This is a genomic window from Streptomyces sp. NBC_00483 (assembly GCF_036013745.1).
GTDB lineage: Bacteria > Actinomycetota > Actinomycetes > Streptomycetales > Streptomycetaceae > Streptomyces.
The window spans coordinates 2,819,656-2,845,086 of sequence record NZ_CP107880.1 but is presented as its reverse complement, the minus strand read 5'-3'; the positions used below and the strand labels follow the sequence as shown (position 1 = coordinate 2,845,086).

Below are 25,431 nucleotides of genomic sequence, written 5' to 3'. Positions count from 1 at the left end.
CCGAGTCGTCACCCCCGGCGTCCCGAAACCGGAGCGAAGTCCCCATCCACGGAGACCCGTTGGCCTCCACCCGTCCGCCCGGTCACCACATAGTCGTCGTCCCCCGCGTCCCGCCCGCCCTCGGCGTGGTTGTACTGGCCGGCGAACACATGCTCACCCACCGGCACGGAACGCCCCGGCCTCAGCACCCACCGGTACACGAGGAACCCGTCCCGCTCGGTGACGGACTCCGTGAAGTCGCCGGCGGGCAGGGAGCTCCAGTGGCCCGTGCTGTTGACCTTCCCGGTCTGCGCCACCCGCAACTCGACCGTAAGACTGGTGAGTTGGCTCTTTGTCTTGAACGTGACGTTGGACTGGGCCCAGTAGGCGTTGGAGCCGGGGTCCACCGAACCGTCCGCCCACAGCGGGTTGCCGCCGCGGGGCGTCTGCGTCGGTGACACGGCGACCTGCTGTTGCCGCGGCGCCGGATCGGGGCGCAGCGCCGAACCGACCGCGAAGCCGCCCACGGCGAGCGCCCCCACGACACCCGCGGTGATCCCGGCGACCCGCACCCAGCCCACCGCGGGCCGCCGCTCGGGCTCGTCCGTGGCGGGTTGCTCGTGCATGCCGCGCTCGACGCGGGCGAGCATCCGCGCACGGTCGGGCCGGTGCGCGTCGGCGGCCTCGCGCAGCTGCTGCCGAAGGTGCTCCTCGCTCATCCACGCCCTCCTTCCGTGGCGTCGAGTGCGGCGCCGACCGAGCGTACGTGCCCGGGCGTCCGACCGTTCAGTTCGCCGTGTCCCAGTCGTCGTTCCAGCTCGGCCATGCCCTTCGAGGTCTGGCTCTTCACCGTACCGACCGAGACGCCGAGCGTGAGCGCGGTGTCCTTCTCCGAGAGGTCGAAGGCGTGCCGGAGCACCACGCAGGCCCGCTTGCGGAACGGGAGTTCGCGCAGCGCGTCCTGCACATCGACGACCGCCGGCACGTCGGGCCCCTCGGTGCGGTCCTGTCGGCCGGACCAGAAGAGGGCCACGCGCCGCCGCTCGCGCACCGCGCTGCGGATCCGGGTGCGCGCGAGGTTGGCGACGACGCCGCGCGCGTACGCGACCGGGTGCTCGGCGTCCCGCACCCGGTCCCAGCGGTGCCAGAGCGCGAGCAGGGCGTCCGCCGCGAGGTCGTCCGCGGCATCCGCCTCTCCGGTCAACAGGTGGGCGAGGCGGGCGAGTTCACGGTGGTGCCGTTCGAAGAAGGCATGAAACTCGGCGGAAGCGGAATCGTCCCGGGTGTCCACAACCGTGCTCACACGATCCCTCCCTCACAGTGGCGGCCCGATGGGGGAGGCGTGAGCGTACCAGCGTTGTGTACGAAGCACCGAAGGGTGTCCGTGATACCGGACACCCTTCGGTGGAACTGTGATTGATGAGGCGTCAGTTCTTCAGTGCCGCCTCCATCATCGCCTTGGCGACAGGACCCGCGAGGCCACTGCCGCTGACCTCGGAGCGGGCCGCGTCCGACTGCTCGACGAGCACCGCCACGGCGACCTGCTTGCCGGTCGAGTCGTCCTTCGCGTAGGAGGTGAACCAGGCGTACGGGGTCTCGCTGTTGTTCTCGCCGTGTTGCGCCGTACCGGTCTTGCCGCCGACCGTCGCGCCGTCCATCTGCGCGACCGTGGCGGTGCCCTTGGAGACCACGGTCTGCATCGCGGACTGCAGCTGCGAGGCGGTCGACTCGCTGATCACGCGGGTGTCGTCGCCGTCCTCGAAGGACTTGACCGCGTCGCCGTCGGCGTCCGTCACCTGCGACACCATGTGCGGGGACGCCTGCTCGCCGCCGTTGGCGATGGTCGCGGAGACCATCGCGATCTGCAGCGGCGTGGCCGTCACGTCGAACTGGCCGATGCCGGACAGGGCTGTCTGAGCGTCGTCCATCTTCGACGGATAGTTGCTCTTGGCGGCCCGCACGGGAACGTCCGTCTTCTCGTCGTTGAAGCCGAACTTCTCGGCCATCGCCTTGACCTTGTCCTGGCCCAGTTCGTCGGCGAGCTTTCCGAAGACGGTGTTGCAGGAGTACTGCAGCGCCGTGCGGACCGAGGCGTCCTCGCAGGGCATCGAGGTGGTCTCGTTCTTCAGGTACGTAGCTGTACCCGGCAGCTTGTACGGGTTCGGCGTGTTCGTCTTCTGGTCGATCGACGAGACCAGGCCGTCCTCGAGCGCCGCCGCGGCGACCACCAGCTTGAACGTCGAGCCGGGCGGCAGCGCCTGCTTGAGCGCCCGGTTCGTGGTCGGCGTTTCCTTGTCCTTGGCGAGCTTCTTCCACGCCGCGGCGTCCGAGGAACCGGAACCGCTGATCTTCGACGGGTCGAAGGACGGCGTCGACACCATGCCGAGGACCTTGCCGGAGTCCGGGTCGATGGCGACGGCGGCGCCCTTCTTGTCGCCGAGCGCGCTGTACGCGGCCTTCTGCACGCCCGGATCGATCGTCGTGATCACGTCACCCGGGTCGCTGCTCTTGCCGGTGAGTGTGTCCAGCGGACTCTTCAGCTGCGTGTCGGTGCCGTCGAGCACGCCCTGGTAGATCCCCTCGAGCTGGGTGGCTCCGTACACCTGTGAGGTGTAGCCGGTCACCGCCGAGTACAGCGAACCGTCCGTGTAGGTCCGCTTGTACTTCAGGTCGCTGGATTCGCCCGTCTTCTTCGAGCCGGTCACCGCCTTTCCGCCCACGATGATGTCGCCGAGCGGATTCGCGTACTGCGAGATCGTCTTCCGTCGGTTGTCGTCGCTGTTGGCGAGGGCCTGGCCGTCGTAGAACTGCACCCAGGTCGCCCTGATCAACAGGGCGAACACGAGGAGCAGCGTGAAGACGGAGGCGCGCCTGATCGTCTTGTTCATTGCGTACGAAAAGACGAGTGGCCCGGCGCAATTCGTTCCTGACCGTGCGATTTCTCACCGTACGTTCATGTGGAGAACCGGCCGGCCGGGCCGGTCATGTGGGGAACGGGGGGCGGGCCAGTCATGTGGGGAACCGGACGGCCGGCCCGGTCAGCCGAGCCGCAGCACGACCTCTTCGATCTCCTCGCCCCGCGCGTGCGCGAAGCCCCGGTCGTGCCCGGTGACGACGAACCCGCACTTCTCCAGGGCGCGGATCGAGCCCTTGTTGTCGGCGGCGGCACGGGCGTGCAGGGGACGCTCGGTGACCTCCGCGAGCAGCGCCCGCAGCGCCGCCGTCGCCACGCCGCGACCCCAGTGCGCGCGGTCGATCCAGTACGTGACCTCCAGCTCGCCGGGTTCGCCGTAGACCGCCGCGCTGCCGGCCACGGCGCCGTCGAGCAGCACGGTCCGTACGACGTACTGCTCGCGGATCCGGTGCCAGTGCGCTTCGAACAGGTCCCGGTCCGCCGACTTCGGCGAGACGAACGCGGCCGTGCGCATCGACTCGGGGTCGTTGTGCTGACGGAAGAGGGCCGGCAGGTCGCCGGGGAGGACAGGGCGCAGGGCCAGATCCATCAGAGCCTCCGCGTCGCCAGGGTCAGTCGGTCGCGGGCGTCGAACAGCGCGTCCTTGACCATCTGCTCGTGGGCGGGCGTGAGGCGCGCCACCGGGACCGAGCAGGAGATCGCGTCCCGGGCCGGGGTGCGGTACGGGATCGCCACGCCGAAGCAGCGCAGGCCCAGCGTGTTCTCCTCGCGGTCGACCGCGAAGCCCTGCTCCCGAATCTGGTGCAGCTCCTCGATGAGCTTCTCGCGGTCGGTGATCGTGTGCTCGGTCAGCGACGGGAGCGTCTCCGGGAGCAGCTTGCGGACCTGCTCGTCGGTGTGGGTGGCGAGCAGCGCCTTGCCGAGCGACGTGGAGTGCGCGGGCAGCCGGCGGCCGACGCGGGTGAAGGGGCGCAGGTAGTGCTGCGACTGGCGGGTGGCGAGGTAGACGACGTTCGTGCCGTCGAGCCGGGCCAGGTGGATGGTCTCCGTCGTGTCGTCGGAGAGGCGGTCGAGGGTGGGGCGGGCCGACGCCACGACCTCGTCCCCGTCGATGTACGAGGTGCCGACGAGAAGGGCGCGGACGCCGATGCCGTACCGCGTGCCGGTCGCGTCCGTCTCCACCCAGCCGAGGTCGACGAGCGTGCGCAGCAGCATGTAGAGGCTGGACTTCGGGTACCCGACGGCCTCCTGGACCGCGGCCAGGGAGTGCATCCCGGGGCGGCCCGCGAAGTACTCGAGCAATTCCACGGTCCGCACCGCGGACTTGACCTGTCCGCCGCCTGCCGCGGCCCCCGTCTCGTCTGCCGACATCGCCCTTGACCCCTTCGTTCGACGAGAAATAGTCTCGGTGAGTAGTTCATCATCAGAGACAGCGTTCAGTATATCGAACGATCCTCGTTGCTCACCCTGGTGCGCGGCGAGAAAAGCTGGAGGAATGTGCCGTGGCAGCAACACCAGTCTGGAGTGTCGACCCCCGAACCGGGAAGCAGCGGGAGCAGGTCGCGGACGAGGCCACGGCGCAGGAAGTGGACGAGGCGGTGCGCGCCGCGCAGGCCGCCCGTGCCGCCCTCGCCGACCGTGCCGTCCGTGCCGCGTTCCTGCGCACCGCGGCCGACCGCCTGGAAGAGGCCAAGGACCACCTCGTCGAGGCGGCGGACGCGGAGACCGCGCTCGGCCCGGTCCGGCTCACCGGTGAACTCACCCGCAGCTGCTTCCAGTTGAGGAAGTTCGCGGAGATCGTCGACGAGGGCGCCTTCCTCGGCGTCGTCATCGACCACCCGGACGACACGGCGACGCCGCCCATCCCGGACCTGCGTCGCTACAAGATCCCGCTGGGCGTCGTCGCGGTCTACGCGGCCTCGAACTTCCCGTTCGCCTTCTCCGTGCCCGGCGGCGACACGTCGAGCGCCCTCGCGGCCGGCTGCCCGGTCGTCGTCAAGGCGCACCCCGACCACCCGGCCACCTCCGAGCTGGTCGCCTCCATCATCCGCCGGGCCGCCGCCGAGCACGGCATCCCGGAGGGCGTGCTCGGCCTCGTGCACGGCTTCGACGCGGGCGTCGAGCTGGTCAAGCACCCGCTGGTGTCCGCGGCCGGCTTCACCGGTTCCGTACGCGGTGGGCGCGCGCTCTTCGACGCCGCTTCCTCGCGTCCGGTGCCGATCCCGTTCCACGGCGAGCTGGGCTCGCTGAACCCGGTCGTGATCACCGAGGCCGCGGCCGCCGAGCGCGCCGACCAGATCGGCACGGGGCTCGCCGGTTCGATGACGCTGGGCGTCGGCCAGTTCTGCGTGAAGCCGGGCCTCGTCTTCGCGCCGAAGGGCGAGGCGGGCGACACGCTCGTCAAGTCCCTCACGGCCGCCGTCAGCGACACCGCCTCCGGCGTGCTGCTCGACCACCGCATGCGCGACAACTTCATCGCCGGTGTCGCCGAGCGGGCCGAACTCCCGGACGTGGACGCCCCGGTGACCCCCGGCGCGGGCAGCGAGCACACGGTGGCGCCCGGCTTCCTCACGGTTCCGGCCACGCGCCTCGCGACCGAGGGCGGCGCGCACGACCTCCTCCTGGAGGAGTGCTTCGGCCCGGTCACGGTCGTCGCCCGCTACGAGACGGCCGACGAGATCACGGCGGTGCTTAACCGCCTCCCCGGCAACCTGACGGCCACCGTCCAGCTGTCCTCGTCCGAGGCCGCCGGCGAGGGCCGCGGCGCGGAGATCCTCGCCGAGCTGACGCCCATCGCGGGCCGTGTCCTCGTCAACGGCTGGCCGACCGGTGTCGCGGTCGCGCCCGCGCAGCACCACGGCGGCCCGTACCCGGCGACGACGTCGACGTCCACGTCGGTGGGCGGCACCGCGATCGAGCGCTGGCTGCGCCCGGTCTCGTACCAGACGACGCCGGAGGCGCTCCTGCCGCAGGAGCTGCGCGACGACAACCCGCTGGGGCTGCCGCGCCGCTTCAACGGCCGCCTGGAGAACTGAGGCTCCGACCGGACGGGGCCCGCGGGCCCCTGCGAGACTGGCGGCATGGATCTCGAAATACCGCCCCTGCCCTTCCCGTTGCGCACGTACGGACCCGACGGCCACTGGTCGTACGAGGACGGGGTGCTCACCGGGTGGGCGGGGCCCCGCCAGGACCGCTTCGTGCCGCCGACGGGGTCCTCGCTCGAACCGGCGTCGGACGCGCCGCGCCTCCTCGGGGCTCCCGACGGGGACTTCCAGCTGATCGCCCGCGTCACGGTCGGCTTCGCCGCGGCCTTCGACGCGGGGGTGCTCTACGTTCACGTGGGCGACCGGGAGTGGGCGAAGCTCTGCTTCGAGCGGTCCCCGGACGAGCCCACGATCTGCACGGTGGTGACGCGGGGGCACTCCGACGATGCGAACGCCTTCGTGGTGCCGGGCTCCTCGGTCTGGCTCCGCGTCAGCCGCACGGGCTCGGCGTTCGCGTTCCACGCCTCGACCGACGGTTCGACGTGGACGTTCATCCGCATCTTCTCCCTGGGCGACGAGAAGTCCGCGTCGGCGGCCCTGATCGGCTTCCTGGCCCAGTCCCCGGTGGGCGAGGGCTGCGTGGTCACGTACGACCACATCGAGTTCCGCCCGACGTGGCCGAGGGGCCTCCGGGACGGGTCCTGACCGGGGGGTTCGGCGGGGGGGTGCCTCTATGTCCTTCGTCAAGCGAGGCGAGGCGTTCGGGGTTCGTAGAAGGTGCCGTCGCGGAGCATTGCGAAGAGCACGTTGATGCGTTGTCTGGCGAGGCGGAGGAGGGCTTGGGTGTGGGTCTTTCCTCGGGCCCGGCATTTGTCGTAGTAGGCGCGGGAGGCGGGGTCGTGCAGGGCGGCGAACGCGGAGAGGAACATCGCGCGTTTGAGGACGCGGTTGCCGCCCCTGGGCGCGTGTTCGCCGTGGATCGAGGTGCCCGATGCCTTCGTGGTCGGCGCGAGGCCGGCGTAGGAGGCGAGGTGGGCGGAGGTGGGAAAGCCGGTGCCGTCGCCGACGGTGACCAGCAAGGTGGCGGCGGTCCTGACGCCGACGCCGGGCAGCGACGTCAGGACCTTCGAAAGAGGGTGGGCCTCCAGCAGGGCGCTGATCTGGGCTTCCGTGGCCCGGCGTTGTTCGTGAACGGCGCCGAGCGAGCGGGCCAGCGACGGGATCACGATGTCCAGGGTGCCGGTGCCCGGAACGACGACGGTCTGTTCATCGAGGGCGTCGAAGACGTCGTCGATCAGCCGCGTCGCCATGCGCGGGGCCTTGGGCCGGATCACCTCAACGAGCTTGCGGCGTCCGGCTTTCCGCAGCGCGGCAGGCGATCCGTAGCGTTCCAGCAGCCAGGTGACCGCCTGGTGGTCGAGGCGAGGGCCGAGGACTCGTTCCAAGGACGGGTGGAACTGGGTGAGCAGGCCGCGGATCCGGTTGCTGGTGCGGGTGGCCTCGGCGGCGAGGTCCTGGTCGAAGCCGACCAGCACCGTCAGTTCGGCGGTGATCTCGTCGGTCAGCTCTAGCGAGCGCAGGGTGTGCGGCATGGTGCGGGCAGCGTCCGCGATGACCGCGGCGTCGCGGGCGTCGGTCTTGGCCTCACCGGGGTAGAGGTCGGCGATCCGCCGCATCGACAGGCCGGGCAGGTAGGCGACCTTGCAGCCGGTGTCCCGGGCCACCGTCAGGGGCAGGGCGCCGATCGAGGCGGGCTGGTCCACGATGACCAGGACGGTGCCGAACTTGGTCTTCAGCTTGTCAAAGACGTCCCGCAATTTCGGTTCGGTGTTGGGCAGTTGCTTGTCGAAGACCTTCTTGCCGGCCGGGGTAAGTCCGTGGCCGTGGTGGTGGCTCTTGCCGACGTCCAGGCCCAGGAAGACACCTATCTCGTCGTGGTCCATCAAGCCGTCCTCCCGAACGGATCTCGTGTGTGCTGGCCTGGGCGTTGGCGTCGTGCGCGCATCCACGTTATGCAGACCTGCCACCCGTGTATGGCCGGGCGTTGCGCTCGGCGGGGCGGTGGTCGGGCCTCTCATCAGCGTCTCCAACGGCGCCTCTCGGGCCCGGTGGCACCACCCCCCAGGTCATCGACTTCGACAGGGGGGAACAGCCATGCCGGGCCCGGAGGCCAGCGGCCCTCTTGCAGGACCGCGGAAAACATAACGGGGGGGGTCCGGTGGGGGCCTCGGTCGGTTACCCGTTGGGGGTGGCTGATGCTGTTGGCCTCGGTCGGCTACCTGTTTGGGGTGGCTGAGGCTGTTGGCCTCGACCGGTGACCCGCTTGATGTGGCTGATGCCCCCGGCCTGGTGCGGCTACCCGCTTGAGGTAGCCAACGCCCTCGGCCCGCTCTACCTGCGCCGTGGCCCAGCCCCGGGCCCCGTTCCTCGCCCACCTCCCACCCTCCCGCCCCCTCCGGGGGCTTCGGCCCGGATGCGTTCGGTCGGGGTGGACGTGGTCCGGGTGGTCCGGGCCGGGGCCTGGCGCGGACGCCGTTCCAGACGGGCAGTCGCCCCGGCCGTCCGCCCCGGGGCGACTGCCCACCCCGACCGGTCACCCGCTTCTCGGCTTCGCGTGGCTTGCGGCTTGGCTCGGCCCGGCTTCCGTTCCTCGCTCATCTCCCATCCACCCGCCCCCTCCGGGGGCTTCGGCCCGGGTGGCACCGCCCGGTTGGCCCGGTCCGGATGGGGCCGTCCGGGGGCCATGCCGGAGTCTGGCTCGGCCCCCGTTTCAGAAGAGCGACGGTGCCGGTAGGCCGCCCCGGGGACGGCTGTCGGCCCCGACCGATCGCCCGCTTCTCGGCTTCGCGTGGCCTGCGGCTTGGCTTGGCCTGGTCCCGTTCGTTACTCATCTCCGACCCACCCGTCCCCTTCGGGGGCTTCGGTCCGGGTGGCCACGCCGGAGTCTGGGCCGGCCCCCGTTGCAGAAGGGCGACGGCGTCGGCAGGCCACCCGGGGACGGCTGTCGGCCCCGACCGGTCATCCGCCTCTCGGCTTCGCGTGGCCTGGCTTGGCTCGGCCCGACTCCCGTTCCGCGCTCACCTCTCACCCACCCGCCCCTCCGGGGGTTTCGGCCCTACGGGCTCGCCGTGGATGGGGGCTGAGGCGGACGGGGCGGGCCGGTTGGTTCGGGCCGTTGCCTGCTGTGGCTGCCCGCTCGATGTGGCCGACGGTCCCGGCCTCGCGAGGCCGGACGCCACGGGCAACTGTCCACCCCGCCCGGTCACGCCTTTGGGCGGGGCTGTGGATCGGCCGGTTCCCCTCCTCGCTCAGGGGCTTCGGTCCTGCCGCGGAGTGCCCGCTCCTGATAGTCGGCGTCCCTTGCCGCGCGTGCCTGCGGTGTGGGCGCCAGGCGGGGGAGCGCGTTGGGCTTCGGCCCGGGGGCGCCGGGCCCGCGCACTGCGACCGACGCCCCCGGAGGGGGCGGTGGGTGGGAGATGGGCGAGGGAGGGAGCGGAGGACTGACGGGGTGCACGACCGGGGCGGCTCGCACGGTGCCGTGAGGCGTCTGTCGCCGCTACCGCTACCGCTACCGCTGGCCGACCGTTCCCGTTCCCGGTCCTGTTCCGGGAAACCGGCCGCGCTGGGAGGTTGGGGCGCTCCCGACCGGGGCGGTTTGCACGGTGCCGTGGGGGCGCCTGCCGGTCGGTACCGCTTGCCGACCGTGGCGGCTGGCCCTACGCGGGCAACAAGCTGCCGCCCTACCTGGGCGATGGGCCCCGCCCTACCTGCGCGACAGCCCGCCGCCTGGCGCCTGCGCGACAGCCCGCCGCCCAGCGCCTGGGCAAACAGGCCCCGCCCCACCCGGACAACAAGACGGACGCCCCCTTGGGACGTAAAGGCGCTCCCCGGGGCTGGTCAGGCACTACCTCTAGCGCTATCCCCCCAAGGGCCGGACGGCCCCCCGCTCCACCCACCCGTACAAAAACACGCCGCCCGCCCCCACCCCGGTGAAACCCGGAGGTCATCGCCCCGCGTCCTTCGGAGCATGATCCGTACCGCCGTCCCCGCCGACGCCCCCGTTCTCGCCGCCCTGCACCGCAGAGCCCGTGCCACGTACTACCGGGAAGGGTTCCCGGACGAGGGGGACCCGAGCGCGTGGGTCGAGCGGTGGGCGGTGGCCATAGCCCGGCCGCACGGGCACGTACTCGTCTGTGTCAGGGACGGCGTCGTCGTCGGGCTCGCCTCCTTCCGGCGGCCCGACGAGGCCCCGGCCGACACGGCCGTGCTGTACCAGTTCCAGGTGGACCCCGACCACTGGAGCCGCGGCATCGGCACGGAGCTGCACGCCGCCTGCGTCGAGCAGTGGCGGGTCGACGACGTCGCCGAGGTCCATCTCATCGTGCACGGGGACAACACCCGCGCCCAGGCCTTCTACGCCCGGCACGGCTGGGTCGACGAGGGGCCGGAGGGCAGCGGGAGCACACACCGCCGGATGCGGCTCACGCCCGGCAGGGAATGAGCGGAGGGACCATCCGGTTGTAGCGGAACGCAGGGACACACTCCTGCGCAGCCGTAACCCGCACACCCGCACCGCACCCCGCACACCCGCACCGCCCCCCGTACACGCTCCGTACCCCGGAACGAGAGACCGAGAGAACCTCCATGCGCGTCGAGATCTGGACCGACATCAACTGCCCGTTCTGCTACATCGGCAAGGCCCGCTTCGAGGAGGCGCTCGACGGGTTCGCGCACAAGGACGACGTAGAGGTCGTGCACCGGTCCTTCGAGCTCGACCCGAACGCCAAGCCGGGGGAGACCGGCCTCGTGGTCCCGTACATCGCCAAGAAGTACGGCATCAGCGAGGACCAGGCCGCCGCCAACGAGCAGGGCCTCGGGCAGCAGGCCGGCGCCCTCGGCCTGCCGTACCTCACCGAGGGCCGCGACTTCGGCAACAGCTTCGACCTGCACCGGCTGCTCCACCTCGCCAAGGACAAGGGCGTACAGGACGCGATGATCGACGCCCTGTACCGGGGCAACTTCGCCGAGGAGTCCTCCGTCTTCGGCGACGAGGAGACCGTCGTGCGGCTCGCCGTCGAGGCCGGTCTCGACGAGGGCGAGGTCCGGGCGATGCTCGCCGACCCCGACGCGTACGCGGACGCGGTGCGCGCCGACGAGCGCGAGGCCGCGGAGCTCGGCGCGAACGGCGTGCCGTTCTTCGTGCTCGACCGCAAGTTCGGCGTCTCCGGCGCCCAGCCCGCCGAGGTGTTCACGCAGGCGCTGACCCAGGCGTGGGCCGACCGCTCCCCGCTCACCGTCATCGACAGCGCGGACGGCGGCGACGCCTGCGGCCCCGACGGCTGCGCGGTGCCGCAGGCCTGAACCACCCAGCACTCGGCCCCCGCCACGCACCCACCCGACCTGCGCACATAAGCAGCGCTTAGGCGTACTCCGTAATTATTCGCAATGGACGGGTAGTTGGTGGCGGGGCACAGTGGGTGCCATGGAGACTTCCGGTGAGCACCAGGCCCAGGTCAAGGCCCAGGTCAAGGCTCAGGCCACAGCCCAGGTCCTCGACGCGGAGCTTGTCCGCGCGCAGTACACCCCCGCCACCACCTACCTGAACACCGCGAGTTCCGGACTGCTCCCGGCGCGGGCCGGGGAGGCGATGCGGGCCGCGATCACCGACATGACCGAGGGCCGTTCCCCGGACTCGCTCTTCGCCGACGTCGAGGAGGCCCGGGCGGCCTTCGCGCGGATCGTCGGCGTGCCCGTGAGCCGGGTCGCGACCGGCGGGTCCGTCGCCGTCTACAGCGGCCTGATCGCCTCATCCTTGCCCGCCGGCGCCGAAGTCCTCACGGCGGAGGGCGACTTCAGCTCCACCGTCAACCCCTTCCACGTACGCGGCGACCTCAAGGTCCGCGCCGTGCCGCTCGACGCGCTGCCCGACGCCGTACGCTCCGGCACCGCGCTCGTCGCGGTGAGCGCGGCCCAGTCGGCCGACGGCAGGGTCGCCGACGTGCCCGCACTGCGCGCCGCCACCCGCACGCACGGCGCCCGGCTCTACGTCGACGTCTCGCAGGCGGCGGGCTGGTACCCGGTCGCCGCGCAGGCGGCCGACGCCGACTATCTGGCCTCCGTCGGCTTCAAATGGCTGACCTGCCCGCGCGGCGCCGTCTTCTTCGTGGGGCCGCAGGACACCGAGGGCTTCGACGCGCTCACGCCCGTCTTCGGCGGCTGGGTCTCGGGGGAGAACCCCTGGGACAGTTGCTACGGGCCCGTCACCGAACCCGCCCGCTCGGCCCGCCGGTTCGACGAGACCCAGAGCCTCGTCGCGTACACCGGGGCCCGCCGGTCCCTCGCCCTGATCGAGGAGTTGGGCCCGGAGGCGATCCACGCCCACGACCTCGCGCTCGCGGACCGGTTCCGCGCGGGCCTCGCGCGGCTCGGGCACGAGCCGGTGCGCTCGCCCGGCTCCCCGATCGTGTCGGTCCCCGAACTCGGCGTGAAGCAAGCCGAATTGCAGCGCGCAGGCATCGAACTCTCCAATAGGGCAGGAAACTTGCGGGCTTCCTTCCACCTCTACAACACGCCCGCCGACGCCGACCGCCTCCTCGACGCGCTCTCCTCGTGAAGCGACGCGCTCTCCCCCTGAAGTCCGGCCGGACCCTGGCGCCCGGCTCCCCAGGACGCTAGGAAGGCACTAGGCCCTGCCGCCGGACTCCCGTCCGCGGACAGGACCCGGAGGTGGTGGTGCCGGTGGCCCGTACGGGTGCGTACGACCCCAAGGAACGGGTCGCGGACGACGCCGACCTGCACCGACGTCTCGTCTACGGTGACGAGGCCGCGCTCTCCGAGGCGTACGACGTGTACAACGGGCTCGTCCGTGGCGTCGCCGTGCGTGTGACCCGCTCGGCGGGGGCGGCGGACGACGTGGCACAGGAGGTCTTCGCGTATTTGTGGGCGCGGCCCTATGCCTTCGACGCACAGCGCGGCTCGCTCCGTACCTGGCTGAGCATGCTGGCGCACCGCCGCGCCGTCGACTGGGTGCGCAGCGAGGCCCGGCACCGCAAGGCCGTCACCGCGGACGACGCGGCGCTGCACGCCATCCCGGCCCCCGACCCGGGGCCCGACGAGCGGGTCGTCGACCGTGAGCGTTCGCTGCTCCTTCATTCGGCCCTGGCCCAACTCCCGCTGCATCAGCGGCAGGTGGTGCATCTGGCGTACTTCGCGGGCCGGACGTACCGTCAGGCGGCGGTGGAACTCGGCATCCCGGAAGGGACCGCCAAGACCCGCCTGCGCACGGCACTGCACCGCCTGGCCGAAACCCTGGCGGACCCGGCGGAGCCGGGCTACGAGGCCCATGAAAGGGGTGCCTGATGGCCACGGACGCGCGCGACCACGCGACAGTGAGCGAACTCCTGGGCGCCTGGGCCCTTCAGGCCCTCCCGGCCGACGAACAGCGCACAGTCCCCGCCCACTTGGCGGACTGCGAGGAGTGCGCCGCCGAGGCCGAACGGCTGAGGGCGACGGTACGGACCCTGAACGGTCCGAACGGACACGGTCCGAACGGACACGGGACGAACGAACACGGGACGAACGGGAACGAGAACGGGACCGGAGTCGGTATCGGGGCGAACGGGCACGGCACGGCCGGAGCGCCGCAGGACGACGCGGCAGGGCACCCGCCGCTCCGCACCGACACCGGACCGCTCGCCGCGGCCCTGGCCCGCCGCCCGCCCGCACCCCGTGCCGCCCCCACCACCGCCCCGCACGCCCAGCCCTACGCGGCCACCGTCGCCGCCCTCCAGGCGCTGCTCGCCGAGGCGGACGACGCATGGTCCACGGAGGTGGTCCACGGCTGGACGGTGCGCGACACGGTCGCGCACCTCATCGCGGCCGACGAGCCGCTGGCCGTCCACCTGGGGCTGCCGGCCCACGAACCGCCCGCCGACGCGGCGGGCGACGGCGACTGGCGCACGGTCTGGGAGGCCCGCACCCGAACGGTCATCGCCCACGAACACGCGCGTGACCCGCACGCCACCGTCGCCGTCTGGCACGCCCGGGCCGCCGAGCTGCTCGCCGCTCCGGCCGCCCGCGACCCCGAACTCGCCGCGCAGGCCGCTACGTTGATGGGGGCGCGGCTGCCCGTCGCCGAGCACTATCTGGTCCGCGCCTTCGAGACGTGGATCCACGGTTACGACATCGGCCGCGCCCTGGACCGCCCCGTGCCCCCGCCGCCCGCCGGTCATCTGTGGCAGCTGGTCCGGCTGGCCGTGCGGATCCTCGGCCAGGCGCTCGGCCCCAAGGCCCCGCCCGTCGCCCTCACCGTCACGGACGCGAGCCGCACCACGGAGTGGATCCTCGGCTCCGAGGACGAACCGGTGCGGGCCGAACTCGCCCTGGATCCGGTCGACTTCTGCCTCCTCATCGGCGGCCGCACCACTCCCGACGCCCTCCCGCCGGGCACCGGCGACCCGACGGCGGCCCGCACCCTCCTGGACCGGGCGGCCCGACTGGCCTGGCTGTGAGCGGCCGGGGGCCCACCGGGCGAAGGTCCGTCCGGCACAGGCCCACCGAGCACAGGCCCATCGGCCCCTGAGTAACCCCTACGGGCACTCCTCCGCCCCGGCCTCCGCGCACAGATTGCCCTCGACGACGCCCAGTAGCCGCGCGAACTCCGCCCGGTCCCGCTCGGAGAGCCCCGCAAGGGTCTGCTCCTCCAGTGCTCCCCACACCCCGGCCACATCCTCCAGGAGCCCGCAGCTGCGGTCCGTCGCCTCGACGAGGGACGCGCGGCGGTCGCCCGGGTCGGGGGTGCGGCGCACGTGCCCGGACTGTTCCAGGCGCTGCAGCATCTTCGTGACCGTGGACGGATCCAGGTCGAGCGTCTTGATCAGCTCGGACTGACGCACGGGCCCCTTGTCCCACAGGTGCATCATCACGAACTCCTGCCCCGGATAGAGGCCGAGCCCGCGCAACCGCTGCCCGGCGGCGATCCGGTGCAGCCGGGCGACGCGGGAGAGGGCCAGGCTGACGGGGCCGCTGCGGGCGGCGACCGGGATCTGACCGGTACAGGCGGGGTCGTCGGCGGTGGGGGACATGAGGGCTCCTTTCGGCTTGTCCGCAACATTACCTTGGCCGGCCAACTAATGAGCTACAGTGAAGTCGGCTCAATTGCTTGGCCGACCAATGTTTTATTGCCGCCTTGTGTCGCCTACGTGTCGTCCTCTTGTCGACCTGTGTCGCATCCCGTTGAACGGAGTAGCCATGACCACCGCTTTCGACCCCATCGACCTCCCCGGCACCCGCCTGGCCAACCGCATAGCCATGGCCCCCATGACCCGCAGCCGGGCCGGCGACGGCGGCACAGCCACCGCCCTGACCGCCGAGTACTACGCGCAGCGCGCCTCCGCGGGGCTCATCGTCACGGAGGGAATCCAGCCATCGGCCGTGGGTCAGGGTTACGCCTGGACGCCGGGCCTGCACACCGCGGAGCAGGTCGCCTCCTGGCGCCCGGTCACCGACGCCGTGCACGCCGAGGGCGGCAAGATCTTCGCCCAGGTCATGCACGCGGGCCGGATCGGCCACCCGTCGCTGCAGCCGGACGGCGGCGCTCCGGTCGCCCCGTCCGCCGTCGCCCCGGAGGGCCAGGCCTTCACGAACGAGGGCTTCCAGGACTTCACCACCCCGCGCAAGCTCACCTCGGACGAGGTCCGCGCGACCGTGGCCGACTTCGCCGAGGCCGCCCGCGGCGCCGTCGCGGCCGGCTTCGACGGCGTCGAACTGCACGGGGCCAACGGCTACTTGATCCACCAGTTCCTGTCGCCCGGCACGAACCTGCGCACCGACGAGTGGGGCGGCAGCGTCGCGAACCGGATCCGGTTCGCCGTCGAGGCGGTCAAGGCCGTCGCCGACGCCATCGGCGCCGAGCGCACCGCCATCCGCCTGTCGCCCGGAAACCCGTACAACTCCATGGGGGACCACGACACGGTCGAGACCTACACCGCGCTCGTCGACGCCCTGGAACCGCTGGGCCTCGCCTACCTGCACGTACTGGAGGTGGGCGAGCAGAGCCGCGAGGTGACCGTCGATCTGCGCAAGCGGTTCAGCGGCCCCTTCGTGCTCAACGCGCACACCGATGGCCCCACCGACCACAGGGCCCTCGGTCTGGTCGAGGAGGGAGTCGCCGACATCCTCAGCTTCGGCGCCCTCTTCCTCGCCAACCCGGACCTGCCGGCCCGCCTCAGCAGCGAGGGCCCGTACAACACCCCGGACCCGGCGACCTTCTTCGGCGGCACGGAGAAGGGCTACACGGACTACCCGGCCCGGTAATACCCGTAACAGCAGTTGGGGCGGGACCGATCACGGTCCCGCCCCAACTCGTGCGCCTACGAGGATCACTTCACCGGAGTGAAGTCCCGCGCCCCGATGAACTCCGGACGCCTTACCGGCGCCGCGAACGGATCCACCGCCGTGTTCTCCACGCTGTTGAACACGATGAACACGTTCGAGCGCGGGTACGGGGTGATGTTGTCGCCGGAGCCGTGCATGGCGTTGCAGTCGAACCAGGTCGCCGAGCCGGACTTGCCGGTGAACAGCTTGATGCCGTGTGCGTCGGCGAACTTGCCGAGGGCCTCGTCCGAGGGCAGGCCCGCGTCCTGCATCTGCAGCGACTTCTTGTAGTTGTCCTTCGGCGTCTCACCCGCGCAGCCGAGGAACGTCTTGTGCGAGCCGGGCATGATCATGAGCCCGCCGTTGGTGTCGTAGTTCTCCGTCAGCGCGATGGAGACGGACACCGTCCGCATGTTCGGCAGGCCGTCCTCGGCGTGCCAGGTCTCGAAGTCCGAGTGCCAGTAGAAGCCCCGTGCCCCGAAACCGGGCTTGACGTTGATTCGCGACTGGTGGACGTAGACGTCAGAGCCGAGGATCTGACGGGCCCGACCCACGATGCGTTCGTCCCGCACCAGGTTGGCGAAGACCTCGCTGATCTTGTGGATCTCGAAGACCGAGCGGATCTCCTGCGACTGCTTCTCGACGATGGAACGCTCGTCGGCGCGCATCGCCGGGTGGGTCACCAGACGGTCCAACTCGGCCTGGTAGGTGCCGATCTCGTCCGGGCCGATCAGCTCGTCGATGGCGAGGAAGCCGTCCCGCTCGAAGGAAGCGAGGTCCGACTGGCGAATCGGCCCTCGCGCTCCCTCCGCCGACCAGACGACCGGGTCGACACGCGGCGTGGCCACCTCGGAGGCGCCTCGCGTCGGGTACAGGTCCGTGATGTCGGGTGCGGTCGTCATCGGGATCAGGCCTCCTCGTCCTCTGTCAGCAGCGGGTAGACGCCGTTCTCGTCGTGGTCCTCCCGTCCGGTCACCGGAGGGTTGAACACGCAGACGCAGCGGAAGTCGGTCTTCGGGCGCATGGTGTGCTTCTCATGACCGTCCAGGAGATACATCGTCCCCGGCTCGATCCAATGCGTCTCACCGGTCTCCCGGTTGGTGAGCTCGGCCTCGCCCTCCACGCACAGCACGGCCTCGATGTGGTTGGCGTACCACATGTCGGTCTCGGTGCCCGCGTAGAGGATCGTCTCGTGCAGAGAGAAGCCGACCTTCTCCTTCGCAAGCACGATGCGCTTGCTCTCCCAGGTGCCGGTCGCCGACTTCACGTGCCGGTCGGTGTTCTCTATCTCCTTGAACGAACGGACAATCACGGTGAGTTGCTGCCTTTCCTCGTAACTTTGTGGTGCGTGTCAGACGGTCTCGCGCACGGCTCGGGTGAGCGTGCGCAGCCCCTCGTCCAGCTCCTCCGGCGTGATCGTCAGTGCCGGAAGCAGCTTGACGACCTCACTGTCGGGGCCGGAGGTCTCGATGAGCAGGCCCAGCTCGAAGGCCCGCTTGGCGACCTTGTTGGCACGGTCCTTGTCACGGAACTCGATGCCCCAGACCATGCCGCGGCCGCGGTACTCGACGATCTCTTCGTGGTACTCCGTGCGCAGGGCGGCGAGGACCTCGTCGATCTGCTCGCCGCGCTCCAGGGTCTGCTTCTCCATGGCCGCGCCGTCGGTCCAGTACGTCTCCAGGGCAGCGGCGGCCGTCACGAACGCGGGGTTGTTGCCGCGGAACGTGCCGTTGTGCTCGCCCGGCTCCCAGACGTCGAGCTCCGCCTTGAACATGCACAGGGACATGGGCATCCCGTACCCACTGATGGACTTCGAAACGGTCACGATGTCCGGCGTGATGCCCGCCTCCTCGAAGGAGAAGAAGGCACCGGTGCGGCCGCAGCCCATCTGGATGTCGTCCACGATGAGGAGCATGTCCCAACGTTCGCAGACATCCGCCAGTTTGCGCAGCCACTCGGCGCGGGCGACATTGATGCCACCCTCGCCCTGGACCGTCTCGACGATCACGGCGGCCGGCGTGTTCAGGCCGGAGCCGGAGTCCTCCAGGAGGCGCTCGAACCAGATGAAGTCCGGCGTCTGCCCGTCGAGGTAGTTGTCGAACGGCATCGGCGTGCCGTGCACCAGCGGGATGCCGGCGCCCGCGCGCTTGAACGCGTTGCCGGTCACCGCGAGCGAGCCGAGCGACATGCCGTGGAAGGCGTTGGTGAAGGACACGATCGACTCGCGGCCCTTGACCTTGCGCGCCAGCTTCAGCGCGGACTCGACGGCGTTGGTGCCCGTCGGGCCCGGGAACATGACCTTGTAGGGCAGGTCGCGCGGGCGCAGGATGATGTTCTGGAAGGACTCCAGGAAGTTGCGCTTCGCCGAGGTCGACATGTCGAGCCCGTGCACGACGCTGTCGCGCTCCAGGTAGTCGATCAGGGCGCGTTTCAGGACCGGGTTGTTGTGGCCGTAGTTGAGCGATCCGGCACCGGCGAAGAAGTCGAGGTACTCGTGGCCGTCCTCGTCGTACATACGGCTGCCCTGGGCCCGATCGAAGACGGTGGGCCAGCTGCGGCAGTAGCTGCGCACCTCCGACTCAAGGGTCTCGAAGACGCTCAGGTCCGGCTGGGTGATGGTCACAGCAAAAACTCCTCTAGGGAGGGGAGATGAGGGGGGGGCGGGATGAGTGGGGTCGAGGGCGCGCTCAGGCCAGCGGGCCTATGCGGTACAGCTCCTCGGGCAGGTGCCCGTCGTCAGGGAACAGGCCCGCGTCGAACAGCACCGTGCGGGCCACACCGACGCGGTGCCGGCGGGCGAACGAGGTGAACAGGGCCTGGGACGCGGCGTTGTCGGGCGTGATGGTGGTCTCGAGGGTGGTGACCGGACGCGCCGCCGCGACCCGCGCGGCCAGCCCGTCGAGCAGCGCGGCCGCCAGGCCGCGCCCACGCTGCGCAGCGTCCACGGCGACCTGCCACACCACGAGGATGTCGGGTCGGTCGGGACGTACGTAACCGGTGATGAAACCGGCCACCTCGCCCTTCTCGTCGCGGGCGATCACCGACGTGGCGGCGAAGTCGCGACACCACAGCAGGTAGCTGTAGGAGGAGTTGAGGTCGAGCACCTTCGAGTCGCGGGCGATACGCCAGATCGCGGCACCGTCGGCCACCTCGGGGTGGTCGATCTTCAGTCCGTCGGGGACCGGGGCCACTTCGGCGACTTCCAGGAATTGCGCTTGTGCGGCGGTCATGCAAATTGAATTTACCGAGCAATTTCCGGGATTGCACCCGCGGAAGGGGTTACGTAACGAGGGCTTCTGTGTTATCGCGCGCAGGTGGGCGCGCGCACGAAATCGCGGCGATATGTCCCGGTTTGAGCCGGACAAAACGGGCGTATCTAAATTCGTGTGGAGTACGTCACAGCGTCGTAATCGCTACGAGACGAGTCCGAATTACGTCGGTTCCCGTTGACGAAACCTGAGTGTTTACGGTGCGGGAAAGCGGGCAGAAGCAGAACAGGAAGCCTCGCCGGATGACTCTGATAAAACGCGGGACAATTCTGTCTGAACAATTCCTGGATAAAAACAAAGGCGCCGCCCCGAAAAGGGCGACGCCTAGTGGTGAGTGCGCGGGTTCGCGCGCCGGGGCGCTTATTCCCAGGCGGCCGCGACCGCCTTTCGCGCCCCTTCCAGATCGACCTCGAACCCGGCCTCCGCGAGCGCCCCGCCGAGCGCGGCGAGCGAGGACTGCACGACGCCACGGGTCGCCTGCGGACCGTAGTGGTTGACCCGGATCATCTCCTGGGCGAGCGCGCCACCACCCGCGACCAGTGGCAGGACCGGGTCCACGGCCAGCGCCTTCGCCACCAGCTCACGGGCGTCCGTACCGGCCGGAGCGCGCAGTGTAGTGGCGACAGGGGCGGCGTCCCGGGCTTCGTGGACGTATGGCTCAAGTCCACCGCCCAGTGCGAGCGTTCCGGCGCGGGTGGCGGCGGCGGCCGAGGCGTGCCGCGCCATCAGGGCGTCCAGGCCCTCGCCCTCGATGCGCTCCACGCACGCCTCCAGGGCGAGCATCTCCAGCTGCGCCGGCGCGTGCAGCAGCGCCTTGCGGCCGCCGTCCACCCACCGCTGCTTCCAGTCGAGGAGCGAGAGGTAGGAGTGGCGCGGCGCGTTCGGGTTGGCGGCCATCCGCTCCCAGGCCCGCGCGCTCACCGACACGGCCGAGACACCGGCCGGACCGCCCATCGCCTTCTGCGCGCCGATCACGCACAGGTCCACGCCCCACGCGTCCGGGAGCACCGGCTCGGCGGCGATCGACGCCACCGCGTCCAGGTAGAACAACGCACCGTGCGCCCGCACCACTTCACCGATCTCGGCGACCGGGTTGGTGTTGCCGGTCGCGGCCTCCGCGTGCACCAGGGACACGAAGTCGATCTCGGGGTGCTCGGCGAGCGCCTGCCCGACCTGCTCGGCGGTGACGGCCGTGTGGAAGGGCACCGCCAGGTCGTGCACGGTGGCGCCGCAGTCGCGCAGCCAGTCGCCGAAGGTCTGTCCGTACGGGCCGGTGATCACGTTCAGCGCCACCGTGCCGGGGCCCGCGGCGGCACGGATCGCGCCCTCCAGCGGAAGCAGAGCCTCACCCTGCATGATCACGACGTTCTGCGAGGTGTCCATCAGCCGGGCCACGCGGTCCTCGATGGAGGCGAAATGCTCGGCGCTCAACGGGGCCAGGTCGAGAAACGGATGCGTCACGGTGGTGCTCTCTTCGCTCACGGGTTCGTACGGGTGCCGGTGTCGAGCGTACCCACCGCCTCATAGGCTGCGCGCATGAGTATTGGCGGGGTACTGCACGTGAAGGGACGGGTCCTCGTCGGGCCCGACGACGTACGCGACGAACTGTGGGTGGTGGACGGCCGGATCGCATACGACCGGCCCGTGACGGCGGGCCCCGACGTCACCACGGTCGAGGGCTGGGCGCTGCCGGGCCTGGTCGACGCGCACTGCCACGTCGGGCTCGGCACGCACGGCCCCGTCGACGCCGAGACCGCCGAGAAGCAGGCCCTGACCGACCGCGACCACGGCACGCTGCTGCTGCGCGACGCGGGCTCACCCTCCGACACCCGCTGGGTCGACGACCGCGAGGATCTGCCGCGCATCATCCGCGCCGGCCGCCACATCGCCCGCACACGTCGTTACATTCGCAATTTCGCGCACGAGATCGAGCCCGATGAGCTCGTCGCGTACGTCGCCCAGGAGGCGCGGCGTGGCGACGGCTGGGTCAAGCTCGTCGGCGACTGGATCGACCGGGGGACGGGCGACCTCGGCGCCTGCTGGCCGCGTGACGCGGTCGAGGCGGCGATCGCCGAGGCGCACCGCCTGGGCGCCCGCGTCACGGCCCACTGCTTCGCGGAGGACTCGCTGCGCGATCTCGTCGAGGCGGGCATCGACTGCATCGAGCACGCCACGGGCCTGACCGACGACACCATCCCGCTCTTCGCGGAGCGCGGCGTGGCGATCGTCCCGACCCTCGTGAACATCGCCACGTTCCCGCAGCTCGCGGCGGGCGGCGAGAGCAAGTTCCCCGACTGGTCGGCCCACATGCGCCGCCTGTACGACCGCCGCTACGACACCGTCCGCAATGCCTACGACGCCGGGATCCCGGTCTACGTCGGCACGGACGCGGGCGGCTCCCTCGCGCACGGCCTGGTTGCGGGCGAGGTCGAGGAGCTGGTGCGGGCCGGCATCCCGCCCGTCGAGGCGCTCTCGGCGACGGCGTGGGGCGCGCGCTCCTGGCTGGGCCGCCCCGGCCTGGAGGAGGGCGCGCCCGCGGACCTCGTGGTCTACGGGTCCGATCCGCGCGAGGACGTACGGGTGTTGGCGGCGCCGCGCAGGATCGTGCTGCGGGGCAACGTGGTGGGTTGACGCAGCGTTACTCCCGCGCCCCGGGGCTCGTTGCACACCACTTGGCGGCGCCCGCGCGGTCAACCCGCGTACGAGCGGCGCATCGACAGTACGAGCGACCTGTGGGCGACAGCGGTGGGGCGGATGGGAACGCGCGAGCCCGAAGATTCGAAGACGTGCGCGGAAACGCCCCGTTGGGGTGAACTCACGCCTCGTTGCTGACCGTTCACTCTCAGTGCGTAAAGATTCCCTCAACGATGACCAGTCGGGACCGTCCCGTCCCGGCGCTGTCCCGGTTCAGCTCTCTATGGGGGTCCCACCAGCATGCCCAGCTCCACCCTGACCACCGTCCTGCGCACGCCCGCCCGTCGCGTCGCCGCGACCGCCGCCGTCACCGCGCTCGCCCTCGGCCCCACCGTGCTCGCGACCGCGGGCCCGGCCGCGGCCACCGAGCACAGCGGCGGCAAGGCCGGCGCGGTCGTGCTCCGCACAGGACTCGACGTATCCCTCCTCAACAAGACCGTGAACGTCCCGCTCAAGGTCTCGCTGAACGAGGTGCAGGCGCCCAAGAGCGCTGACCAGACCGCGCTGACCGCCCAGCTGGACGGGGTCGACGGCGGACAGCCGTTCAGCGTGCTGCGCGCCGACGTGGCGCGGACGAAGGCCACGGTCGAGGGCGACACGGCGGAGGGCTTCACGGAGCTCGCCCACGCCAAGGTCCACGTCCCGGGCCTTCCGCTGCTCTCCCTGATCGAGGTCGGCCAGGTGACGTCCAAGGCGACGTGCGTGGCGGGCGAGAAGCCGGTCGCCGAGTCGAACCTGCTGGGCGGCGTCACCGTCCTCGGCAAGAAGATCACGCTGTCGACCGGCGGCACGACGTCCATCAAGGTCCCGGGGGTCGGCGAGGTGACGCTCGGCCTCTCCAACCGGTCCACGACGGACACCACGGCGGCGGCATCCGCCCTCCAACTCAAGGTGCACGTCAACCCGTTGAACCTCAACGTGGCGGAGGTCGACGGCGAGGTCACGCTCGCGGAGGCCACGTGCGAGACGCCGAAGGCGGCGGAGGCGCCGGCGCCCAAGCCGAAGCCGGAGCCTCAGGGTGAGAAGGCCGACACCCCGGTCCAGAAGACGCAGGCGCAGCCGGCGGCCGACAAGCAGGACCTCGCGGAGACGGGTGGCAACGAGATGACTCCGTACATCGCGGGCGGCGCGATCGTGCTGCTTGCCGCCGGCGGTGGAGCGGTGGCGATGGCCCGCCGGGGCCGTAGCCGGGCGTAACTGTTCGGGCCGCCTGCGGCACTTTCAGCCCCTGCGGCGCCGGGGTTTTCGGGGCTCCGCCCCGGACCCCGCTGCTCAATCGCCGCAGGGGCTTGAATGCAGAACCCCGGCCAACGCGGCGACGAAACTGTCGCAGGTGCCGCGGTCCCGGACCGCGAGGCGGACCCAGTCCGGGCCGAGGCCCGGGAAGGTGTCGCCGCGACGCACCGCGAAACCGATACCCCGCAACCGCTCCCGCACGGAACCCGCGCCCGGGATCCGCACCAGGACGAACGGGCCCTCCGCGGGCCCGGCCACCGACACCCCGTACGACGCCAACCCCCGCAGCAGGCCCACCAGATACTCCCGGTCCGCCGCGACGGCAACCGCCGCGTCCGCCGCCTCCGCCACCCCGCGGGCGGACACGCACGCCTGCGCGGCGACGAGCGCGGGCGAGGACACCGGCCACAACGGCTGCGCCCGCTCAAGAGCCGCCACCACCTCCGGCTCCGCCACCACATACCCGACCCGCAGCCCGGCAAGGCCCCACGTCTTCGTCAGGCTCCGCAGCACCACGAGCCCCGGCACGTCCGTCCGCCCCGCCAGGGACTCGCGCTCGCCCGGCACGGCGTCCATGAACGCCTCGTCGACCACCAGGAACCGCCCGGGGCGCGCCAGCCGGGTCAGCGCGTCCGCCGGGTGCAGCACCGAGGTCGGGTTCGTGGGGTTGCCGACGACCACCAGATCCGCGTCGTGCGGCACGAGCGCCGGATCGAGCCGGAACCCGTCCTCCTCCCGCAGCAGCACCCGCCCCACCGCGTGCCCGGCATCCTCCAACGCCGCCTCGGGCTCGGTGAATTGAGGGTGTACGACCACGGGCCTGCGCACCCGCAGCGCCCGCGCGAGCAGCACGAACGCCTCCGCCGCCCCGGCCGTGAGCAGCACCCGCTCCACCGGCACCCCGTGGTGCGCCGCCACCGCGGCCCGCGCGGCCCGCCCGTCGGGATACGCCGCGAGCCCTTCCAGGGACCCGGCGATGTGCTCCCGCAGCCAGGACGGCGGCGTGCCCGTGCGCACGTTCACCGCGAGATCCGTCAACTTCTCGCCGTCGTCGCGGACTTCCGCGTCCCCGTGGTGCCGCAGATCGGGTCCGCCGACCGGGTCCGCCACGTCCGGGGCGGCCGCGCAGCGCACGTCCACCTCCGGATGCGCCGCGGCCCACCCCACGGCCTGCGCGTGGAGCCGCTGCGCGGGCAGGGCTCCGTAGGGCAGCACGACGACCCGCCGCGCGCCGAGCGCCGCACACCGGTCGAGCCCCGCGGGCACGTCCGGCGCCGCCGACACATACGCCGGCTCCACGCCCGCGTAGCCGCTGCCCTCCCACAACAGCCGTGCGGCGGCAGCGAGTTCGGCGTTGGCCGCGGAGTCGGCCGAGCCGGCCCCGACGAGCAGCACGGTCACATCGGCCCGGTCGCGCGGTGTGCGGGGGCCGCCGCCCAGAACGTCGTCGAGCCGTTGCTCCAGGGCGGCGAGCAGGGCCGGGGGAGGGGTGTGCATGGGGACGGGCTCCTTGCGGGGAGGTCGAGAGGGGGAATCCAGGAGGAGGGAGAAGCAGGGCCGGTCCCTACCCCGGCCGCGCCACCGCACACGTCACCCGGCCCGGACCCCCGCCCGCCCCGGCCGACGTCCGCTTCGGGACGAGCAGTTCACCGCCCCGTACGAGCGCGGCGGCCTCGGCGACCGACGGGGTGCCCACCGCGTCGCGGGCCCGCGCGGACGGGTGCGGCACGGGAACGGCGGCGAGCCGCTCGGCGTCGTACGTCTCCAGGGGCACGCCCAGCGCCTCTGCCGCCGCGACGATGCCGGGCTCCCGGCCCTTGGCGTCGACCGTCGCGAGCGCCAGGACATCCGTCGCGCCCGCCTCGGCCAGCGCGGCCCGGACGAGCCCGAGAACTTCGTCCGCCGGGGCGCCGGACCGGGCCCCGACACCGACGACCACGCCCCGCAGGATGTGCGCGGAGGCCCCCGGATGGGTTAGCAA

General features: G+C 71.4%; 23 protein-coding genes and 1 pseudogene. 10 read left to right on the top strand and 14 right to left on the bottom strand.

Annotated elements, in window-relative coordinates; all coding sequences use genetic code 11:
- Positions 1 to 8: 8 nt before the first annotated feature.
- The 5 genes from OHA73_RS12535 to OHA73_RS12515 form a co-directional block, all read right to left on the bottom strand.
- Positions 9 to 698, bottom strand: coding sequence for a hypothetical protein (locus OHA73_RS12535; RefSeq protein ID WP_327655075.1), 690 nt, complete (start codon positions 696 to 698; stop codon positions 9 to 11).
- Entirely contained in the window at positions 695 to 1,282 is a 588-nt protein-coding gene (locus OHA73_RS12530; RefSeq protein WP_327655074.1) for a SigE family RNA polymerase sigma factor, read from the bottom strand. Before OHA73_RS12530 ends, OHA73_RS12535 begins: the two co-directional genes overlap by 4 nt.
- A gap of 124 nt (positions 1,283 to 1,406) precedes the next feature.
- Complete coding sequence (locus OHA73_RS12525) at positions 1,407 to 2,867, bottom strand: peptidoglycan D,D-transpeptidase FtsI family protein (protein WP_327655073.1); 1,461 nt, start codon at positions 2,865 to 2,867, stop codon at positions 1,407 to 1,409.
- Positions 2,868 to 3,017: 150 nt separating this feature from the next.
- A complete protein-coding gene (locus tag OHA73_RS12520; protein WP_327655072.1) occupies positions 3,018 to 3,482 on the bottom strand; it encodes a GNAT family N-acetyltransferase in 465 nt (154 codons plus the stop codon).
- Positions 3,482 to 4,264 (bottom strand): IclR family transcriptional regulator, encoded by a 783-nt coding sequence (locus tag OHA73_RS12515; RefSeq protein ID WP_266721012.1) that lies wholly within the window; start codon positions 4,262 to 4,264, stop codon positions 3,482 to 3,484. The genes OHA73_RS12520 and OHA73_RS12515 overlap by 1 nt, the downstream gene beginning before the upstream one ends.
- A 131-nt stretch (positions 4,265 to 4,395) precedes the next feature.
- Here OHA73_RS12515 and OHA73_RS12510 point away from each other — a divergent pair, with 131 nt between their 5' ends.
- Complete coding sequence (locus OHA73_RS12510; protein WP_266721013.1) at positions 4,396 to 5,928, top strand: aldehyde dehydrogenase (NADP(+)); 1,533 nt, start codon at positions 4,396 to 4,398, stop codon at positions 5,926 to 5,928.
- 45 nt (positions 5,929 to 5,973) lie between these two features.
- Positions 5,974 to 6,582, top strand: a complete 609-nt coding sequence (locus OHA73_RS12505; protein WP_267070885.1) for a DUF1349 domain-containing protein — start codon at positions 5,974 to 5,976, stop codon at positions 6,580 to 6,582.
- A gap of 38 nt (positions 6,583 to 6,620) precedes the next feature.
- Here the strand turns inward: OHA73_RS12505 and OHA73_RS12500 are convergent, their stop codons facing one another.
- On the bottom strand, positions 6,621 to 7,820 hold the full coding sequence (locus tag OHA73_RS12500; RefSeq protein ID WP_443063055.1) for an IS110 family transposase: 1,200 nt from the start codon (positions 7,818 to 7,820) through the stop codon (positions 6,621 to 6,623).
- 2,084 nt (positions 7,821 to 9,904) lie between these two features.
- Here OHA73_RS12500 and OHA73_RS12495 point away from each other — a divergent pair.
- From OHA73_RS12495 to OHA73_RS12475, 5 genes are all read left to right on the top strand, one after another.
- A complete protein-coding gene (locus tag OHA73_RS12495; RefSeq protein WP_327655071.1) occupies positions 9,905 to 10,378 on the top strand; it encodes a GNAT family N-acetyltransferase in 474 nt (157 codons plus the stop codon).
- A gap of 143 nt (positions 10,379 to 10,521) precedes the next feature.
- Positions 10,522 to 11,238, top strand: a complete 717-nt coding sequence (locus tag OHA73_RS12490; protein ID WP_267070886.1) for a DsbA family oxidoreductase — start codon at positions 10,522 to 10,524, stop codon at positions 11,236 to 11,238.
- Positions 11,239 to 11,359: 121 nt separating this feature from the next.
- Positions 11,360 to 12,490, top strand: a complete 1,131-nt coding sequence (locus tag OHA73_RS12485; RefSeq protein WP_327655070.1) for an aminotransferase class V-fold PLP-dependent enzyme — start codon at positions 11,360 to 11,362, stop codon at positions 12,488 to 12,490.
- A gap of 113 nt (positions 12,491 to 12,603) precedes the next feature.
- Entirely contained in the window at positions 12,604 to 13,236 is a 633-nt protein-coding gene (locus tag OHA73_RS12480; RefSeq protein WP_443063063.1) for a sigma-70 family RNA polymerase sigma factor, read from the top strand.
- Positions 13,236 to 14,387: a maleylpyruvate isomerase family mycothiol-dependent enzyme gene (locus OHA73_RS12475; protein ID WP_327655068.1), complete on the top strand. Its 1,152-nt coding sequence runs from the start codon at positions 13,236 to 13,238 to the stop codon at positions 14,385 to 14,387. Before OHA73_RS12480 ends, OHA73_RS12475 begins: the two co-directional genes overlap by 1 nt.
- A 78-nt stretch (positions 14,388 to 14,465) precedes the next feature.
- On the opposite strand, the gene OHA73_RS12470 is transcribed toward OHA73_RS12475, so the two are convergent.
- On the bottom strand, positions 14,466 to 14,960 hold the full coding sequence (locus tag OHA73_RS12470) for a MarR family winged helix-turn-helix transcriptional regulator (protein WP_266721023.1): 495 nt from the start codon (positions 14,958 to 14,960) through the stop codon (positions 14,466 to 14,468).
- 166 nt (positions 14,961 to 15,126) lie between these two features.
- Between OHA73_RS12470 and OHA73_RS12465 the strand changes: the two genes are divergently transcribed.
- Positions 15,127 to 16,191 carry an alkene reductase gene (locus tag OHA73_RS12465; RefSeq protein WP_327655067.1) on the top strand — a complete coding sequence of 355 codons (1,065 nt, stop codon included), beginning with the start codon at positions 15,127 to 15,129 and terminating at the stop codon, positions 16,189 to 16,191.
- Positions 16,192 to 16,256: 65 nt separating this feature from the next.
- Here the strand turns inward: OHA73_RS12465 and thpD are convergent, their stop codons facing one another.
- The 5 genes from thpD to OHA73_RS12440 form a co-directional block, all read right to left on the bottom strand.
- Entirely contained in the window at positions 16,257 to 17,153 is an 897-nt protein-coding gene (gene thpD / locus OHA73_RS12460) for an ectoine hydroxylase (RefSeq protein ID WP_266721027.1), read from the bottom strand.
- 5 nt (positions 17,154 to 17,158) lie between these two features.
- Positions 17,159 to 17,563: an ectoine synthase gene (locus OHA73_RS12455; RefSeq protein WP_266721029.1), complete on the bottom strand. Its 405-nt coding sequence runs from the start codon at positions 17,561 to 17,563 to the stop codon at positions 17,159 to 17,161.
- A gap of 39 nt (positions 17,564 to 17,602) precedes the next feature.
- Positions 17,603 to 18,874, bottom strand: a complete 1,272-nt coding sequence (ectB, locus tag OHA73_RS12450; protein ID WP_266721030.1) for a diaminobutyrate--2-oxoglutarate transaminase — start codon at positions 18,872 to 18,874, stop codon at positions 17,603 to 17,605.
- Positions 18,875 to 18,938: 64 nt separating this feature from the next.
- Positions 18,939 to 19,481: a diaminobutyrate acetyltransferase gene (gene ectA, locus OHA73_RS12445; RefSeq protein ID WP_266721032.1), complete on the bottom strand. Its 543-nt coding sequence runs from the start codon at positions 19,479 to 19,481 to the stop codon at positions 18,939 to 18,941.
- Positions 19,482 to 19,880: 399 nt separating this feature from the next.
- Positions 19,881 to 20,981 (bottom strand): pyridoxal-phosphate-dependent aminotransferase family protein, encoded by a 1,101-nt coding sequence (locus OHA73_RS12440; RefSeq protein ID WP_327655066.1) that lies wholly within the window; start codon positions 20,979 to 20,981, stop codon positions 19,881 to 19,883.
- 75 nt (positions 20,982 to 21,056) lie between these two features.
- On the opposite strand from OHA73_RS12440, the gene OHA73_RS12435 reads away from it, so the two are divergent.
- Positions 21,057 to 22,151: an amidohydrolase family protein gene (locus tag OHA73_RS12435; protein WP_327655065.1), complete on the top strand. Its 1,095-nt coding sequence runs from the start codon at positions 21,057 to 21,059 to the stop codon at positions 22,149 to 22,151.
- A 303-nt stretch (positions 22,152 to 22,454) separates the two neighbouring features.
- The gene (locus tag OHA73_RS12430; RefSeq protein ID WP_266721037.1) at positions 22,455 to 23,411 is read left to right on the top strand and encodes an SCO1860 family LAETG-anchored protein; all 957 of its coding nucleotides are present in this window, start codon (positions 22,455 to 22,457) and stop codon (positions 23,409 to 23,411) included.
- 75 nt (positions 23,412 to 23,486) lie between these two features.
- On the opposite strand, the gene cobC is transcribed toward OHA73_RS12430, so the two are convergent.
- Both cobC and OHA73_RS12415 read right to left on the bottom strand, forming a co-directional pair.
- The gene (gene cobC, locus OHA73_RS12425) at positions 23,487 to 24,947 is read right to left on the bottom strand and encodes an Rv2231c family pyridoxal phosphate-dependent protein CobC (protein WP_443063062.1); all 1,461 of its coding nucleotides are present in this window, start codon (positions 24,945 to 24,947) and stop codon (positions 23,487 to 23,489) included.
- 70 nt (positions 24,948 to 25,017) lie between these two features.
- A pseudogene (locus tag OHA73_RS12415) lies at positions 25,018 to 25,392 on the bottom strand (cobalamin biosynthesis protein); the annotation flags it as partial.
- Positions 25,393 to 25,431 lie beyond the last annotated feature (39 nt).

Bases quoted from the DNA above. Each gene is read 5' to 3' on its own strand.
- OHA73_RS12535 (WP_327655075.1), bottom strand. From the start codon at position 698: ATGAGCGAGGAGCACCTTCGGCAGCAGCTGCGCGAGGCCGCCGACGCG.
- OHA73_RS12525 (WP_327655073.1), bottom strand. From the start codon at position 2,867: ATGAACAAGACGATCAGGCGCGCCTCCGTCTTCACGCTGCTCCTCGTG.
- OHA73_RS12520 (WP_327655072.1), bottom strand. From the start codon at position 3,482: ATGGATCTGGCCCTGCGCCCTGTCCTCCCCGGCGACCTGCCGGCCCTC.
- OHA73_RS12515 (WP_266721012.1), bottom strand. From the start codon at position 4,264: ATGTCGGCAGACGAGACGGGGGCCGCGGCAGGCGGCGGACAGGTCAAG.
- OHA73_RS12505 (WP_267070885.1), top strand. From the start codon at position 5,974: ATGGATCTCGAAATACCGCCCCTGCCCTTCCCGTTGCGCACGTACGGA.
- OHA73_RS12500 (WP_443063055.1), bottom strand. From the start codon at position 7,820: ATGGACCACGACGAGATAGGTGTCTTCCTGGGCCTGGACGTCGGCAAG.
- OHA73_RS12495 (WP_327655071.1), top strand. From the start codon at position 9,905: ATGATCCGTACCGCCGTCCCCGCCGACGCCCCCGTTCTCGCCGCCCTG.
- OHA73_RS12490 (WP_267070886.1), top strand. From the start codon at position 10,522: ATGCGCGTCGAGATCTGGACCGACATCAACTGCCCGTTCTGCTACATC.
- OHA73_RS12485 (WP_327655070.1), top strand. From the start codon at position 11,360: ATGGAGACTTCCGGTGAGCACCAGGCCCAGGTCAAGGCCCAGGTCAAG.
- OHA73_RS12475 (WP_327655068.1), top strand. From the start codon at position 13,236: ATGGCCACGGACGCGCGCGACCACGCGACAGTGAGCGAACTCCTGGGC.
- OHA73_RS12470 (WP_266721023.1), bottom strand. From the start codon at position 14,960: ATGTCCCCCACCGCCGACGACCCCGCCTGTACCGGTCAGATCCCGGTC.
- OHA73_RS12465 (WP_327655067.1), top strand. From the start codon at position 15,127: ATGACCACCGCTTTCGACCCCATCGACCTCCCCGGCACCCGCCTGGCC.
- thpD (WP_266721027.1), bottom strand. From the start codon at position 17,153: ATGACGACCGCACCCGACATCACGGACCTGTACCCGACGCGAGGCGCC.
- ectA (WP_266721032.1), bottom strand. From the start codon at position 19,481: ATGACCGCCGCACAAGCGCAATTCCTGGAAGTCGCCGAAGTGGCCCCG.
- OHA73_RS12435 (WP_327655065.1), top strand. From the start codon at position 21,057: ATGAGTATTGGCGGGGTACTGCACGTGAAGGGACGGGTCCTCGTCGGG.
- OHA73_RS12430 (WP_266721037.1), top strand. From the start codon at position 22,455: ATGCCCAGCTCCACCCTGACCACCGTCCTGCGCACGCCCGCCCGTCGC.
- cobC (WP_443063062.1), bottom strand. From the start codon at position 24,947: ATGCACACCCCTCCCCCGGCCCTGCTCGCCGCCCTGGAGCAACGGCTC.